The organism is Microbacterium sp. NPDC064942, from assembly GCF_049545525.1.
Lineage (GTDB): Bacteria > Actinomycetota > Actinomycetes > Actinomycetales > Microbacteriaceae > Microbacterium > Microbacterium gawkjiense.
Genome location: NZ_JBMWDR010000005.1, coordinates 189,826 through 204,498 on the forward strand (window position 1 = coordinate 189,826; position 14,673 = coordinate 204,498).

Consider the following 14,673-nt stretch of genomic DNA (forward strand, 5'->3'; position numbering starts at 1 on the left):
CGTCGCAGTCGGAAGCCGCGGCGTGCAAAGGGCTCGTTGCAAAGAAAACCTTGCAAAGCGAGCCATGCAAAGGTATCTTTGCATCATGACCGAACAGCGACAGGTGCGCGAAGACCGCAAATTGGATGCCGGGGCCCTCCGTGCCCTCGCGCATCCACTGCGTGTGCAGCTCTTCGACATCCTGTCGCAGTACGGCCCCCAGACGGCGAGTTCGCTCGCCGAGCGCACGGGGGAGTCCTCGGGGGCGACGAGCTACCACCTGCGGGCGCTGGCCAAACAGGACCTCATCCGCGAGATCCCCGACCGCGGTTCGGCGCGGGAGCGGTGGTGGGAACGTGCGGACAAATCCGTCTCCTTCGACAGCCCCGAGGCCCTCGCGTCGCCGGCCATCCGGTCGGCTACGCAGCTCATCATGAACGAGTTCCTCGGTCGCCGGCACCAGCAGTTGATGCGGCACGTCAGTGAGGGCATCGCGTCGCCCGACAAGGAGGACGACGCCGCGATGATCTCCACCGCGAACATCCACCTCACGCGCGATGACGCCATGGCGCTCATCGAGCGTCTGTCCGCCGTCGTTGACGAGGCCGTCGCCGGTGCCCGCGGGCGCGAAGAGGAGCCCGACCGACTGCCGTTCACCATCCGGGTGGACGTGTTCCAACTTCCCGAGGACGGAGACGGACGATGACCACGATCACCATTCCTGTGCTGGACGTCGCCGCGCGTCCGACTCGGCTCGAGGCGGCACTGCTCGCGGCGTCGGCCTCGGTGCAGCGCGCCGTGGCCGCACGGATGATGCGCCGCGCCGAGCAGGCACTGACGCAGTCAGCCGCCGACGAGCACGTCGAGCGCACCCGCGCCGACGTCGCCGCGCACCTCGCGCGTCACCCGCGCGGCTGAGCCCCCGTCAGGCCATGCCGTCGTCGTCGAGATGACCGACGACGATCTCGCCCTCGCGGCCCACACGCACGACGACCCCTGTCTCGAGCTCCGCGACCGGGCGTCCCTCGAGCCAGGTCAGCGTCCATCGTGGGCGGGGCTGGCCGAGCGGATCCTGGTCGATCGTGGCGTCGACGGCCGCGATCTGCTCTCGCAGGATCTCCGGCACGGCGGACGGCGGCTGGTCGCCGCTGGTCCAACGGGTTCCGAGCTGCATGTCAGGCCTCCTGCGGGGTGAGGACGATGTCGCCGACCGACACCGTGTCGCCGGTCGCGTACGAGACCTGCACGATGCGTCCGACGGCGGCCAGGTCGCCCTCGGCCGAGCGGATGGCGTCGAGTGCGGCATCCGGTCCCGTGATGGTCAGCGACGCGACCGGCGTCTTCTGCGAGGCCTTCGCCTCGGTCTTCGCGCGGCGCACGCTGATGAGCGCTTCGCCCACCGTCCGCAGCACGGCCGGGTCGCCCTCGATGCCGAGCGGTTCGGGCCACGAGGCGGTGTGCACCGACCCCGCCTCGAACCACGACCAGGCCTCCTCCGCGGCGAACGAGAGCACCGGCGCGAGCAGACGCAGGAGCGTCGACAGGGCCATGCGGAGCGCGAGCGCTGCCGACGCCTGACCGGCGTCGGCCTGGTTGTACGCACGCTCCTTGACGAGCTCGAGGTAGTCGTCGCAGAAGGTCCAGAAGAACGCCTCGGTGACTTCCAGCGCGCGGGCGTGGTCGAAGGCGTCGAACGCCTTCGTGGCATCCCGGACGACCTGGTCGAGGGTCGCGAGCATCGACGCGTCCAGAGCGTGCGTGATGCGAGCGTCCTCGGGGACGGGGAACGAGAGCACGAACTTCGCCGCGTTCAGCACCTTGATCGCCAGGCGGCGACCGATCTTCACCTGGGTCGGGTTCTGCGGGTCGAACGCGGCGTCGGCGCCGAGACGGCTGGAGGCCGCCCAGTAGCGGACGGCGTCGGTTCCGTGCGCGTCGAGGATGTCGGCGGGCGTGACGACGTTGCCCTTGGACTTCGACATCTTCTTCCGGTCGGGGTCGACGATGAAGCCCGAGATGGCGGCATCCGTCCACGGCGCGCGGCCGTCCTCGAGCACCGAGCGGACCATGGTCGAGAACAGCCACGTGCGGATGATGTCCTGCCCCTGCGGGCGCACGTCGAACGGGGCGACCAGGTTCCAGAGCTCGGGGTCGCGCTCCCAGCCGCCCGCGAGCTGCGGGGTCAAGGACGACGTCGCCCAGGTGTCGAAGATGTCGCGCTCGGCGTCGAAGCCGCCGGGCACGCCGCGCTGGTCCTCGGTGTAGCCGTCGGGCACGTCCGTCGTGGGGTCGACCGGGAGGCGCGAGAGGTCGGGGGTGAGGACGCGGTCGTAGTCGCGTTCGCCGTTCTCGTCGAGGCCGTACCAGACCGGGATGGGCACGCCGAAGAAGCGCTGCCGCGAGACGAGCCAGTCGCCGGTGAGGCCGTTCGTCCAGTTCTCGTACCGCACACGCATGAAGTCCGGGTGCCAGCCCATGCCGCGGCCCATCTCGATGAGCTTGTCGCGCAGTTCCGCGTCGCGGGCGCCGTTGCGGAGGTACCACTGGCGCGTCGAGACGATCTCGAGGGGACGATCGCCCTTCTCGTAGAACTTCACCGGGTGGGTGAACGGCTTCGACACCTCGAGCAGCTCACCGGACTCCTGCAGCAGCTCGACGATGCGCTTCTTGGCGCTGAACACCGTCTTGCCGGCGAGCTCCGCGTACGCCGCCTTCGCGGCATCCGTCACGAGCACGTCGGGGGCCTCGTCGATGATGCGACCGTCGCGGCCGAGGATCGTGCGGTTGGGCAGGTCGAGCTCGCGCCACCAGATGATGTCGGTCACGTCGCCGAACGTGCAGATCATGGCGATGCCCGTGCCCTTGTCCTTCACCGCGAGGGGGTGGGGGAGGACGGGGACCTCGACGTCGAACAGCGGGGTGCGGACGGTGGAGCCGAAGTAGGGCTGGTAGCGCTCGTCGTCGGGGTTCGCGACGAGTGCCACGCACGCGGGGAGGAGCTCGGGACGTGTCGTCTCGATGTGGATGTCGCCCGAACCGTCGCTCTTGTGGAAGGCGACGCGGTGGTACGAGGCCTGCTGGTCGCGATCCTCGAGCTCGGCCTGCGCGATGGCGGAGCGGAAGTCGATGTCCCAGAGGGTGGGCGCCATCGCCTGGTAGGCCTCGCCGCGCTCGAGGTTGCGGAGGAAGGCGAGCTGGCTCGTGCGGATCGTGTCGTCCGAGATGGTGCGGTAGGTCTGCGTCCAGTCCACCGACAGGCCGAGCTTGCGGAACAGGTCCTCGAACTGCTTCTCGTCCTCGATCGTCAGCTCCTCGCAGAGCTCGATGAAGTTGCGACGGCTGATCGGCACCTGATCGGCCGGCTTGAGGCTCTTCGCGTCACCGCGGAACGGCGGCGTGAAGTCCGGATCGTAGGGGAGCGACGTGTCGCAGCGCACGCCGTAGTAGTTCTGCACGCGTCGCTCGGTCGGCAGACCGTTGTCGTCCCAGCCCATCGGGTAGAACACGGTCTTGCCGCGCATGCGCTCGTAGCGCACCTTCACGTCGGTGTGGGTGTAGCTGAACACGTGACCGATGTGGAGCGAGCCGGATGCCGTCGGGGGAGGCGTGTCGATCGAGAAGACTCCCGCGCGTCCCTTCGCCTTGGCCGCGTCGCGGTCGAACAGGTACGTGCCGGCGTCGGACCACGCGGCATCCCACTTCTGCTCGAGGCCTTCCAGGGCGGGCTTGTCGGGAATGTGCGCATTCGTCATGGTGGGGCTCCTCGAGCGATATGTGCGGCACTGTGTGAGCGTGCCTGAGTGTGGGTGCCGAGCCAGTCTACCGCCGGGGCGTCCGCCGGACGGGTGACGGTTCGCGAGGAGATGGAGGTTATCGAGGAGCGGATGCCGGGATCCGCCCCTCGGGACGCGTCATCTCCTCGCGAACCTCCGGCGCTTCCTCCCGGGTGCGGACCGGGCCGCTCCCGTGCACACTGTTCCGGCCGTGCCGATTCCGCGCCTCGTCGGGGCCGCAGGCTGTGCGGATGAGGGTGACGGATGCGGTGGGTCAGCGCGGTGGGATCGTCCGATCGGCGGCGTTGCGCCGACTCGGCTTCAGTGAGCGCGCGGTGCGCACGGCGGTGGACACCGGGGAGCTCGTGAGGCCGCGGCGAGGGTGGGTCGCCCTCCCGTCGAGCGACCCCGCGCTTCGCGCGGCGGCCGCTGCAGGGGTCGTCCTCTCGTGCGTCACGCAGGCGCAGCGACTGGGGCTGTGGGTGCTGCACGCGGAGGGGGCGCACGTCGCGGCATCCGCTCATTCGGGATCCGTCCGGACCGAGGACCCGGGCACGGTCGTCCACTGGTCCGAGCCGATCGTGCCGCGCGCACCGGACGCGCTCGTCGACCCGATCGAGAACGTCCTCGCGCTCAGCGCGAGCTGTCTGCCGTTCGAGGAGGCCCTCGCGATGTGGGAGTCCGCGATCGAGCGGGGACTGGTCCAGCTGCCCGCGCTCCGTCGGCTGCCGTTCCGCGGACGGGCACGCGAGGTCCTGGCCCAGGTGACACCCTTCGCCGGTTCGGGCCTCGAGTCCTTCATCCCGCCGCGGCTCGCGTGGCTGCGGGTGCCCATCGTGCCGCAGGCCTGGATCGCCGGACATCGCGTGGACTTCCTGCTGGGCGATCGCCTCGTCCTGCAGATCGACGGCGGCACCCACGTCGGCGCGCAGCGCGACAGGGACAACGCCCACGACGCCGAACTGATGCTCCTCGGGTACCACGTGATCCGCGTCGGGTACGCGCAGGTCGTGCATCGCTGGCACGTCGTGCAGGACGCCGTCGCGCGCGCGGTGGCGCAGGGGCTGCATCTCGCCGAGCGGTGACGGTGACGCTGTCGGTGACGCTTCGCGAGGAGATGGAGGTCATCGAGGAGCGGATGCCGGGATCCGCCCCTCGGGACGCGTCATCTCCTCGCGAACCTCCGCACAGCGACGCCCCACGCGCCGCGGCCGGCGTCAGCGCGTCAGAACGCGGCGTCGATCGTCTCGTTGCCGTCGATGATCTCGCGCACCGGGTCGCTCGTGAACGCGTCGATGAGCGCCTCGGTGGAGGCGGCATCCGCGTCCTCCTCGGGAACGACCAGCTGCAGGGCGAAGCGGTCGTCGAGCTCGGTCAGCAGCCCGTCGTCCTGCGGGGTGAGGCCGAGGGCGGCGATGTGGGACGGCCACTGGAAGACCAGGTCGGCCTCGTCGTACGCCGTGTTGAGCTGGTTGATCTGGAGTTCGAGGAACTGCAGGTCCTTCGGGTTCTCGGCGATGTCGTCCACGGTCGCCTCGTACGGGTCGACGCCCTCGGCGAGGGTGACGATCTTCGCGTCGGCGAGCATCTTCAGCGCGCGGCCGGTGTTGGAGGCGTCGTTCGGGATCGCGACGGTCGCCCCCTGGGGCAGGTCCGCGATGTCGTCGATCGTCTTCGAGTAGAACGCGATCGTGAAGTTGTAGATCGGCTGGACCGCTGTCAGCGATGCGTCGTTCGCGGCGTTGAACTCCTGCATGTAGGGCTCGTGCTGCGAGAAGTTCGCGTCGATGTCGCCGGCGGCGAGCATCTTGTTGATCGTGACGTAGTCGGCGACCTCGACGAGCTCGATGGCGTAGCCGTCCTCGATCTGGTCGGCCGCGGCCTCGACGACGTCGGTCATGGGCGAGGTGACGGCGCCGACCCGCAGCGTCTGCACCTGCTCACCGCCCGGTGCGGCGGGTGAGGCGCAGCCGGCCAGGAGGGCAACGGCGGCGGCCGTGAGGGCGGCGGCGAGGGTGAGGCGGCGCGGGGACATGGTGCTCCTTGTGGGATGGGGGTGGATGCCGGTGGTGGCGGACGCTCAGCGATGGTCGAGGCGGACCGAGATCCGCTGCCCGACCGCTTGGATCACGAGGACGATGGCGAGGATGACGAGGATCGTGAAGTACATGAGCGCGTCGTCGTACTCCTGGTAGCCGTACCGCAGCGCGAAGTCTCCGATCCCGCCGCCGCCGACCACGCCGAGGACGGTCGAGTAGGACAGCAGGCTGATGCTCGCCGAGGTCAGCGCGTACACGAGACCCGGCAGCGCCTCGGGCAGGAAGAAGCGCCACACGGTCTGCGGCACCGTGGCCCCGAGGGTCTGCGCGACGCGGGGGATGCCGGGGCTCACCTCGCGAAGGATCTGCTCGACCAGCCGGCCGTACACGGCGACGGCGACGACGCACAGCGAGAATGTCGCAGCGGGCGTGCCGAAGGTGGTGCCGTAGATCGCCCGGGTCGCCGGCACGAGGAACACGACGAGCAGCAGGAACGGGAACGAGCGGATGACGTTGATCAGGACGTTCGCGACGGTCCACACGACCCGCTGCGAGCGGATGCCCCCGGGTCGGGTGAGGTAGACGGCGGCGCCGAGGGGCAGGCCGAGCAGCACGGCGGCCGCCAGCGAGACGCCGAGCATGTAGCCGGTCTCGCCCAGGGCCTCGATGAGGTCGTCGCCGCGCTCGGCCAGCGACGCTCCGAGCGAGGCGAGGACGTCGTCGGGGTCGTTCATGCGCCGAGCTCCCGTCGCGCGCGATCGAGGTACGTCTCGCGCTCGCCGCGTGCGGTCGGGGAGACCGCGAGGATCTCGACGAGCCGGCCGTCGTCGAACAGGGCGACGCGGTCGCAGATCGAGCGGACGACGTCGAGGTCGTGGGTGACGATCACGACGGTCGTCCCGAAGCGATCGCGGGCGTCGCGCAGAAGATCGAGCACCTCGCCGGCGGTCGCCGCGTCGAGCGCCGACGTGGGCTCGTCGCAGAGCAGCAGCCGGGGGCGCGTCACGAGGGCGCGGGCGATGCCGACGCGCTGGCGCTGACCACCGCTCAGCTGGGCGGGATACGCGTCGGCCCGGTGGTCGAGCCCGACGAAGCGCAGCGCATCATCGACGGCCTGGGCTGACCGCTCGCTCCGGGGGCGGAGGGCGAGCGGGAGGTCGACGTTCTGCCGCACGGTGCGATTCGCGAGGAGATGCACGCCCTGGAAGACGACGCCGATCTCGCGCCGCAGGCTGCGGAGCCCCGTTCGACCGAGCCGTCCGACATCCTGGCCGAGCACGCTGACCGTGCCGGAGGTGGCGGCGACCTCACCCGTCAGCACCGAGAGGAGGGTGCTCTTCCCGGCGCCGCTCTCGCCGATGACGCCGAGGATCTCGCGGTCCGCGACGGTCAGGTCCACGTCCGCGAGACCGCGGACGCCTCCGGGGTACTCCACACCTGCGCGAGCGAGCTCGACAGGGGGCGCAGGCAGCACGGACGGACCTCAGAACGTTGTTGGATGAAGTCCAATTATAGTTCTGCCATGAGCACCAGGTACCGGACCGAGGCGATCAACGACGACGGCGGGACGGGTGTCAGCCGGGTCGTCGGCGGCCTGGAGGTCGCGGTCTCGAACCCGCTGAGCCCCGATGCGGACCTGTCGCGCAGCAATCCCGAGCAGTTGCTCGCCCTCGCCTGGGCCACCTGCCTCGACGCCACCCTGCAGGCGATCGTGAAGGCCGCGCACCGGACTCGGGTCCGCGTCGAGGTCGAGCTCCACGACTCCCCGGAGCGCGGCGGCTACGAGTTCCACGTCACCGCTTTCGTCTCCGCCGAGGGACGCACCCTCGCCGAGACAGAGGAACTCGTCGCTGCCGCCCACCATCGATGCCCGATCTCCCGCCTGCTGCAGGGTGCGGCGACCGTCGGCATCCGTGCGGAGGAGTGGGCCTCCTAGCGGTCCACGGCGAAACCGAGGTGCGGCATGTCTACGCCTCGGTAGCGGGTGACGAAGCGGCGACGGACCGTCATCCCGAGGCGGATGGCGACGTTCATGGACGCGATGTTCGTGTCGCGGACTTTTGCCCACACGGTCGGGGCGTCGAGGTTGCGGAAGGCCCAGTCGCGTGACGCCGCGGCGGCCTCGGTCGCGTATCCTCGATGCCAGTGCGCCCGCTGGAAGAGGTACCCGACTTCCAGGACCTCGACGTCTTCGATCCGCTGGCGGGTGATCCCGCACTGGCCGATCATCCCGCCCGGCTCGGCGGCGAGCTCGACCGCCCAGAGCCCGAACCCGTCCTCCTCGTAACGTTGCAGGTTGCGATCGAGCCACGCCCGGCACTCCGCCTCGGCGAAGGCCCCTTCGTAGGCGGTCATCGCAACCGGGTCGGTGAGGATCGTCCGGAGCGCCGGCAGATCGTCTTCGCCCATGTCTCGGAGAACCAACCGGGCAGTACGCAGCCTCATTCGCCGGTCCGGACGTCGATCCCGAGGGATGCCGCGAGCGCGAGTGCGTGCGAGGCCGCCTGGTCGGCGGTCACGGTCACGCCGCGCAGCATCCGGACATCCGTGAACGACAGCACCTCGGCGCCGCGCAGGTCGACGTCGCTCGCCTGCCACTCCCTGACGTCCATCTCGTCCACCGACGTCCCCCCGAACCGCATCCGCTCGACGCGGGCGCCCGGCAGGTCGAGGGTGCCGATGCGGCATCCGCTCACCTCGACGTCGCGCAGGGTCGCGCCCCCACCCGTCAGGTAGTCGACCCGGACGCCGTCGAGGACGAGGCCGTCGCACCGCGCTCGCGAGAGGTCGAGCGTGCCGATCCGCCCGCCGCGCACCACGACCGTCCGCCACGTCCCCTCGCGGGCGACCAGCTCGGCTGTCGACACCGCGTCGAGGACGACGTCCGCCAGGATCGCGCCGGTCAGATCGATGGAGTGAACGGATGCCGGGGCCACGACGCTCTCGCTGATGCGGCTGTGCGCGGCATCCGTCGTTCCGGGGTCGAGGTCGATGCGCGCCTCGGAGAACGCGCCCGACCGGCGCAGCGTCGCGGGTTCGAGCGCGCGGGGCAGATCGGGATCGGGGATGCGGGGCGGCTCGGGACGGGTGCGGGGGCGGGCCATGACGCCAGGCTATGCCGACGGTATGATTGTGGACATCAGCACCGATCCGGCCATCACCGGGGAGCTCTCGGAAGAACAGCGGTCCGCCGCCCAGTAGAACCGAGCGGGGCAGGCCCGTCATCGCCGCAGGTGAGTGGGTGCCCCCGGATCCGGGTGGCATCAAGCGGGGTGGTACCGCGGTCTCCGGATCGTCCTCGCAGGAGCAGACCTGCAGGAGTGACATGACCTACCCCCGACCTTCCGCCTTCGGCCCGGCCGCCGACGCGCCCGCGGCCGTCGTCCCGAGCCCGCGCTTCCCCGACCTCGAGCGCGAGGTCCTCGCGTTCTGGGAGCAGGACGACACGTTCCGCGCTTCGATCGCGCAGCGCGACGGCGCCGACGAGTGGGTGTTCTACGACGGTCCGCCGTTCGCCAACGGCCTGCCGCACTACGGGCACCTCCTCACCGGCTACGCGAAGGACCTCTTCCCGCGCTTCCAGACCATGCGCGGCAAGAAGGTCGACCGGGTCTTCGGGTGGGACACGCACGGCCTCCCCGCTGAGCTCGAGGCGATGAAGCAGCTCGGGATCACCGAGAAGAGCGAGATCGAGGACATGGGGATCGCCGCCTTCAACGCGAAGGCGCGCTCCTCCGTGCTCGAGTACACGCAGGAGTGGGAGAACTACGTCACCCGGCAGGCCCGCTGGGTCGACTTCGAGCGCGGCTACAAGACGCTCGACACCGGGTACATGGAGTCGGTGCTGTGGGCCTTCAAGGAGCTCTACGACAGGAACCTCGCCTACGAGGGGCACCGCGTGCTGCCGTACTGCTGGCGCGACGAGACGCCGCTGTCGAACCACGAGCTGCGCATGGACGACGACGTCTACAAGATGCGCCAGGACCCGTCGGTGACGGTGACCTTCCCGCTCGTCGGCGCGAAGGCCGAGGCCCTGGGCCTCACCGCCGTCCGTGCGCTCGCCTGGACGACGACGCCGTGGACCCTGCCGACCAACCTCGCGCTCGCCGTCGGACCCGACATCGAGTATGTGGTCCTGCCGGGCGGTCCCGCCGGCGCCGCCGACGTTCACGAGGACGCCCTCGAGGGGCAGTCCCACCGCTACCTGCTCGCCGCCGACCTCCTCGCGAACTACGCGAAGGACCTGGGATACGCCTCCGCCCAGGAGGCGCGCGCCGCCGTCGACCAGACGGTCCGCGGAGCGGAGCTCGCCGACGTCGCGTACGACCGCCTGTTCGACTACTACGCCGACGAAGAGACGTGGGGCACGCAGAACGCCTGGCGCATCCTCGTCGACGACTACGTCACCACGACCGACGGCACCGGCATCGTCCACCAGGCCCCGGCCTACGGTGAGGACGACCAGCGTGTGACGGGGGCCGCCGGCATCCCGCTCATCATGAGCCTCGACGACGGCGGACGCTTCCTGCCGCAGGTGACCGACGTCGCCGGCGAGCTGTGGATGGACGCGAACCGTCCCCTCATCCGCCTGCTGAAGGCCGAGGGGCGCCTCTTGCGCGAGGCGTCGTACGAGCACTCGTACCCGCACTGCTGGCGCTGCCGGAACCCCCTCATCTACAAGGCCGTCTCGAGCTGGTTCGTGCGGGTCACCTCGATCAAGGACCGCCTCGTCGAACTCAACGAGCAGATCACGTGGGCGCCCGAGAACGTCAAGCACGGGCAGTTCGGCAAGTGGCTCGAGGGCGCGCGCGACTGGTCGATCAGCCGCAACCGGTTCTGGGGCTCGCCGATCCCGGTGTGGAAGAGCGACGACCCCGAGTACCCGCGCGTCGACGTCTACGGTTCGCTCGAGGACCTCGAGCGCGACTTCGGTCGCCTGCCGGTGAACGAGGCCGGCGAGGTGGACCTCCACCGCCCGTTCATCGACGACCTGACCCGGCCGAACCCCGACGACCCGACCGGGACATCCACGATGCGCCGCATCGAGGACGTGTTCGACGTGTGGTTCGACTCCGGCTCGATGCCGTACGCGCAGGTGCACTATCCGTTCGAGAACCGCGAGTGGTTCGACGAGCACGCCCCCGCCGACTTCATCGTCGAGTACATCGGGCAGACCCGCGGCTGGTTCTACGTCATGCACGTGCTGTCGGGCGCGCTGTTCGATCGCCCCGCGTTCTCGGGCGTCGCCTGCCACGGCATCGTCCTCGGCAGCGACGGGCAGAAGATGTCGAAGTCCCTGCGCAATTACCCGGACGTCAGCGAGGTCTTCGACCGCGACGGCTCCGACGCGATGCGCTGGTTCCTGATGAGCTCGTCCGTCTTGCGCGGCGGCAACCTCGTCGTCACCGAGGAGGGCATCCGCTCGGGCGTGCGCGAGTTCCTCCTGCCGCTGTGGAACGCCTGGTACTTCTTCTCGACGTACGCGAACGCGGCCGGCGGACCCGACGGCGAGGGGTACGAGGCCGTCTGGCGCACGGACTCCACGAACGTCCTCGACCGTCACATCCTGGCGCTCACCGGCGACCTCGTCCGCGACGTCGCCGCCGACCTCGAGGCGCTCGACTCGACGATGGCCGCCGCGAAGCTCCGCGAGTTCGCCGAGGCGCTGACCAACTGGTACATCCGGCGCTCCCGCGACCGGTTCTGGGTGGGGGTGGATGCCGCCGACCCGAGCACGACCGAGGCGTTCGACACGCTCTACACGGTCCTCGAGACGCTCACCCGCGTCGCAGCGCCCCTCATCCCGCTCGTCGCCGAGCGCGTCTGGCAGGGACTCACCGGGGGTCGCAGCGTGCACCTCGAGGACTGGCCCGACGCCGAGCGGTTCGCCGCGGCATCCGACATCCGCGAAGCCATGGACACCGTCCGCGAGGTCTCGTCGGTCGCCAACGCGCTGCGCAAGAAGGAGGGCAAGCGCGTGCGTCTGCCCCTCGCGTCGCTGACGGTCGCGGTGACGGGCGCCGACGGACTCGCGCAGTTCGAGGACATCGTCCGCGACGAGCTCAACGTCAAGGCGGTCGAGGTCGTCGAGCTCACCGACGGCCTGGCCGAGCAGTACGGCATCAGCCAGCGTCTCGCGGTCAACGCGCGCGCCGCGGGGCCGCGCCTGGGCAAGCAGGTGCAGCACGTCATCAAGGGCGCCAAGGCGGGCCTGTGGAGCGAGGAGGGCGGCGTTGTCGTCGTCGACGGCATCGCGCTCGAGCCGGGGGAGTACGACCTCACGCTCGAGGCGGGCGGCGTCGCCGAGGGCACCGCGATCGCGCTCCTTCCGCGCGGCGGCTTCGTCCTGCTCGACACCACGACGACGCCCGAGCTCGAGGCCGAAGGCCTCGCGCGCGACGTCATCCGCGCCGTGCAGGACGCCCGCAAGGCGGCCGGATTCGAGGTGAGCGACCGCATCGCGCTGCAGCTCACCTTCGCCGACCGTGCCGACGCCGAAGCCGTCGCCGCGGCGTTCGACGTCGCCGACGTCGCGGGCGAGACGCTGTCGGTCGCCGACCTCGTCGCGACCGCCGACGGCGACACGCTGCGCGGCGAGGCCCTGCGCTCGAGCCCCGAGTACACGGCATCCGTCCCCGCCGGCACGTACGCGAACGCCGGCGACCTCACCATCGGCGTCCGCCGGATCGGAGCGACCTCATGAGCGACCGGACCCGAGCGGATGCCGTCTACGCGGCGCTCCTGCAGCGGCAGGGCGAGCGGTGGGTCGAGCCCCGCGTCGAGCGCACCCGCCGCGCCCTCGAGCTCCTCGGCGATCCGCAGCGGACCTACCGCGTCATCCACGTGACGGGCACGAACGGCAAGACGTCGACGAGCCGCATCGCGGAATCGATCGTGCGCGCCCACGGACTGCGCACGGGGCTGTTCACCAGCCCTCACCTCGAGCGGTTCACGGAGCGGATCATGATCGACGGCGAGCCGATCGCCGATGCCGCGGTCGCCGACGCGTGGGACGAGATCGCCCCGATCGTCGCGCTGGTGGACGAGGAGCTCGACGGCAAGGGCGAGCCGCCGCTCACCTTCTTCGAGCTGCTCACCGTGCTCGCCTTCGTCTCGTTCGCCGACGCCCCCGTGGACGTCGCCGTGATCGAGGTGGGCATGGGCGGCGCGTGGGACTCGACGAACACGGCCGACGGCGACGTCGCGGTCTTCGCCCCCATCGACATCGACCACGCCGACAAGCTCGGCGACACGATCGCCGAGATCGCGACGGTGAAGGCCGGGATCATCAAGCCGAACGCGGCTGCCGTCTCGGCGGCGCAGCAACCCGCGGCCCTCAGCGTGCTGACGACGGCCGCGCGGGCTCAGGGCGCGTCCCTGTCCGTCGAGGGCGAGCAGTTCGGCCTGCTCGACCAGAAGCTCGCGGTCGGCGGTCAGCTGCTCACGGTCCGCGGACTCGCCGCGACCTACGAGGAGCTGTATCTGCCCCTCTACGGCGCGCACCAGGGGCGCAACGCCGCCCTCGCGATCGCCGCGGTCGAGTCGCTCATCGGCGGTGGCACGCAGCCGATCGCCCCCGATGTGCTGGCCGACGGACTCGGTGCCGCCACCTCGCCGGGGCGCCTGCAGCTCGTGGGAGTCGCGCCCACCGTGCTCGTGGACAGCGCCCACAATCCGCATGGCGCGCGATCGCTCGTCGCAGCGCTCGGCGAGTCGTTCGACTTCGACGAGTGGGGCCTCGTTCTCGGCGCCTTCGCCGACAAGGACGTCGCCGGCATCGTCGGCACGCTCGCGCCCGCCGTCGCGCACGTGTTCGCCACGGCGCCCGAGTCCGACCGGGCGGAGGAACCGGATGCCGTCGCCGACCTCGTCGAGCAGACCGAGACACCCGTGACGGTCCACCGCGACCTCGCCGATGCCGCCGAGGCCGCGCGTGCGTGGGCTGCGGCATCCGACCGCCGGGCCGTCGTCATCGCCGGCAGCGTCGTGCTCGCCGGCGAAGCCGTCGTGCTCGCCGAGGCGGAGGACTGGAAGTCGGGGTACGAGGCGTGAGCGGGCCACGCGTGCGCCGCCGGCGCGGCGCCCGGGAGTCGCTCCTCTCGGTCATCCTCGGGTTCGAGTCGATCGTCGCGTTCCTGGCCGGGCTCGCGGTCTACGGCCTGCGCGCGCTGCCCGAGGGCATCGAGCCGTGGTGGGGGATCGTCGGCGGTGTCGTCCTCGGCGTCCTGATGATCGCCCTCGCAGGGGTCACCCGGTACCGCTGGGCGGTCATCGCCGGCGGCGCCCTGCAGGTCGTCATCGCGCTCGGGGCGATCCTCGTGCCCGCGCTCCTCATCGCGGCGGCCGTTTTCGGCGCGTTGTACGTCTATGGCACCATCAAGGGCGGCGCGCTCGATGCGCGCAACGCCTCACTCGCCGCCGAGGCGGAGAAGAACGGAGACTGACATGGCCACCGAACAGACCCTCGTCCTGGTGAAGCCCGACGGGGTCGCCCGCGGACTCACCGGCGCGATCCTCGCCCGCATCGAGGCGAAGGGGTACTCGCTCGTCGACATCCGCCTCGTCGAGCCCGACCGCGAGCGTCTTGAGCAGCACTACGCCGAGCACGCCGGCAAGCCCTTCTACGAGCCGCTGCTCGAGTTCATGATGTCGGGGCCCTCGGTCGCCATCCGCCTCGCCGGCAACCGCGTCATCGAGGGGTTCCGCTCCCTGGCCGGCACCACCGACCCGACCACGGCGGCACCGGGCACCATCCGCGGCGACTTCGGCCGCGACTGGGGTCTCGCCGTCCAGCAGAACCTCGTCCACGGCAGCGACAGCGTCGAGTCCGCGAACCGCGAGCTCGCCATCTGGTTCGACTGACCCGCGGTCAATGAGAGCGC

The 14,673-nt window shown here is 70.6% G+C and carries 15 protein-coding genes; 8 read left to right on the top strand and 7 right to left on the bottom strand.

All coding sequences use genetic code 11. The features are described 5' to 3' along the window. Positions 1 to 85: 85 nt before the first annotated feature. Positions 86 to 685, top strand: coding sequence for an ArsR/SmtB family transcription factor (locus ACPEH2_RS10570; protein ID WP_253034901.1), 600 nt, complete (start codon positions 86 to 88; stop codon positions 683 to 685). Continuing rightward, positions 682 to 897 carry a hypothetical protein gene (locus tag ACPEH2_RS10575; protein WP_217531502.1) on the top strand — a complete coding sequence of 72 codons (216 nt, stop codon included), beginning with the start codon at positions 682 to 684 and terminating at the stop codon, positions 895 to 897. The genes ACPEH2_RS10570 and ACPEH2_RS10575 overlap by 4 nt, the downstream gene beginning before the upstream one ends. Before the next feature lie 7 nt (positions 898 to 904). Here ACPEH2_RS10575 and ACPEH2_RS10580 read toward each other — a convergent pair whose 3' ends face one another. Then, a complete protein-coding gene (locus tag ACPEH2_RS10580; RefSeq protein WP_217531501.1) occupies positions 905 to 1,153 on the bottom strand; it encodes a hypothetical protein in 249 nt (82 codons plus the stop codon). Position 1,154: 1 nt separating this feature from the next. Further along, positions 1,155 to 3,731 (bottom strand): valine--tRNA ligase, encoded by a 2,577-nt coding sequence (gene valS, locus ACPEH2_RS10585; RefSeq protein ID WP_423718648.1) that lies wholly within the window; start codon positions 3,729 to 3,731, stop codon positions 1,155 to 1,157. Positions 3,732 to 4,003: 272 nt separating this feature from the next. Between valS and ACPEH2_RS10590 the strand changes: the two genes are divergently transcribed. Then, positions 4,004 to 4,837, top strand: a complete 834-nt coding sequence (locus tag ACPEH2_RS10590; protein ID WP_423718649.1) for a type IV toxin-antitoxin system AbiEi family antitoxin domain-containing protein — start codon at positions 4,004 to 4,006, stop codon at positions 4,835 to 4,837. Positions 4,838 to 4,977: 140 nt separating this feature from the next. On the opposite strand, the gene ACPEH2_RS10595 is transcribed toward ACPEH2_RS10590, so the two are convergent. Genes ACPEH2_RS10595 through ACPEH2_RS10605 form a run of 3 tightly spaced genes read right to left on the bottom strand, consistent with a single transcriptional unit; the run spans position 4,978 to position 7,265 of the window. Continuing rightward, a complete protein-coding gene (locus ACPEH2_RS10595) occupies positions 4,978 to 5,787 on the bottom strand; it encodes a MetQ/NlpA family ABC transporter substrate-binding protein (protein WP_359919337.1) in 810 nt (269 codons plus the stop codon). A gap of 45 nt (positions 5,788 to 5,832) precedes the next feature. Then, positions 5,833 to 6,525 (bottom strand): methionine ABC transporter permease, encoded by a 693-nt coding sequence (locus ACPEH2_RS10600; protein WP_253034897.1) that lies wholly within the window; start codon positions 6,523 to 6,525, stop codon positions 5,833 to 5,835. Next, positions 6,522 to 7,265: a methionine ABC transporter ATP-binding protein gene (locus ACPEH2_RS10605; protein WP_217531496.1), complete on the bottom strand. Its 744-nt coding sequence runs from the start codon at positions 7,263 to 7,265 to the stop codon at positions 6,522 to 6,524. The genes ACPEH2_RS10600 and ACPEH2_RS10605 overlap by 4 nt, the downstream gene beginning before the upstream one ends. A 48-nt stretch (positions 7,266 to 7,313) precedes the next feature. Here ACPEH2_RS10605 and ACPEH2_RS10610 point away from each other — a divergent pair, with 48 nt between their 5' ends. Then, complete coding sequence (locus ACPEH2_RS10610; RefSeq protein WP_217531495.1) at positions 7,314 to 7,727, top strand: OsmC family protein; 414 nt, start codon at positions 7,314 to 7,316, stop codon at positions 7,725 to 7,727. On the opposite strand, the gene ACPEH2_RS10615 is transcribed toward ACPEH2_RS10610, so the two are convergent. Together ACPEH2_RS10615 and ACPEH2_RS10620 are read right to left on the bottom strand one after the other, a co-directional pair. Then, complete coding sequence (locus tag ACPEH2_RS10615; protein WP_217531494.1) at positions 7,724 to 8,236, bottom strand: GNAT family N-acetyltransferase; 513 nt, start codon at positions 8,234 to 8,236, stop codon at positions 7,724 to 7,726. The two genes, ACPEH2_RS10610 and ACPEH2_RS10615, sit on opposite strands and share 4 nt — an antisense overlap. Next, positions 8,233 to 8,895 carry a hypothetical protein gene (locus ACPEH2_RS10620; protein ID WP_253034896.1) on the bottom strand — a complete coding sequence of 221 codons (663 nt, stop codon included), beginning with the start codon at positions 8,893 to 8,895 and terminating at the stop codon, positions 8,233 to 8,235. Before ACPEH2_RS10620 ends, ACPEH2_RS10615 begins: the two co-directional genes overlap by 4 nt. A gap of 221 nt (positions 8,896 to 9,116) precedes the next feature. On the opposite strand from ACPEH2_RS10620, the gene ileS reads away from it, so the two are divergent. From ileS to ndk, 4 genes are read left to right on the top strand one after another with little or no spacing between them, the layout of a single operon-like run. After that, positions 9,117 to 12,494: an isoleucine--tRNA ligase gene (ileS, locus tag ACPEH2_RS10625; RefSeq protein ID WP_423718650.1), complete on the top strand. Its 3,378-nt coding sequence runs from the start codon at positions 9,117 to 9,119 to the stop codon at positions 12,492 to 12,494. Then, positions 12,491 to 13,843, top strand: a complete 1,353-nt coding sequence (locus ACPEH2_RS10630) for a bifunctional folylpolyglutamate synthase/dihydrofolate synthase (protein ID WP_423718651.1) — start codon at positions 12,491 to 12,493, stop codon at positions 13,841 to 13,843. Before ileS ends, ACPEH2_RS10630 begins: the two co-directional genes overlap by 4 nt. Then, the gene (locus ACPEH2_RS10635) at positions 13,840 to 14,235 is read left to right on the top strand and encodes a DUF4233 domain-containing protein (protein WP_253034893.1); all 396 of its coding nucleotides are present in this window, start codon (positions 13,840 to 13,842) and stop codon (positions 14,233 to 14,235) included. Before ACPEH2_RS10630 ends, ACPEH2_RS10635 begins: the two co-directional genes overlap by 4 nt. Position 14,236: 1 nt before the next feature. Then, the gene (gene ndk, locus ACPEH2_RS10640; protein WP_064002219.1) at positions 14,237 to 14,653 is read left to right on the top strand and encodes a nucleoside-diphosphate kinase; all 417 of its coding nucleotides are present in this window, start codon (positions 14,237 to 14,239) and stop codon (positions 14,651 to 14,653) included. Positions 14,654 to 14,673: the final 20 nt, after the last annotated feature.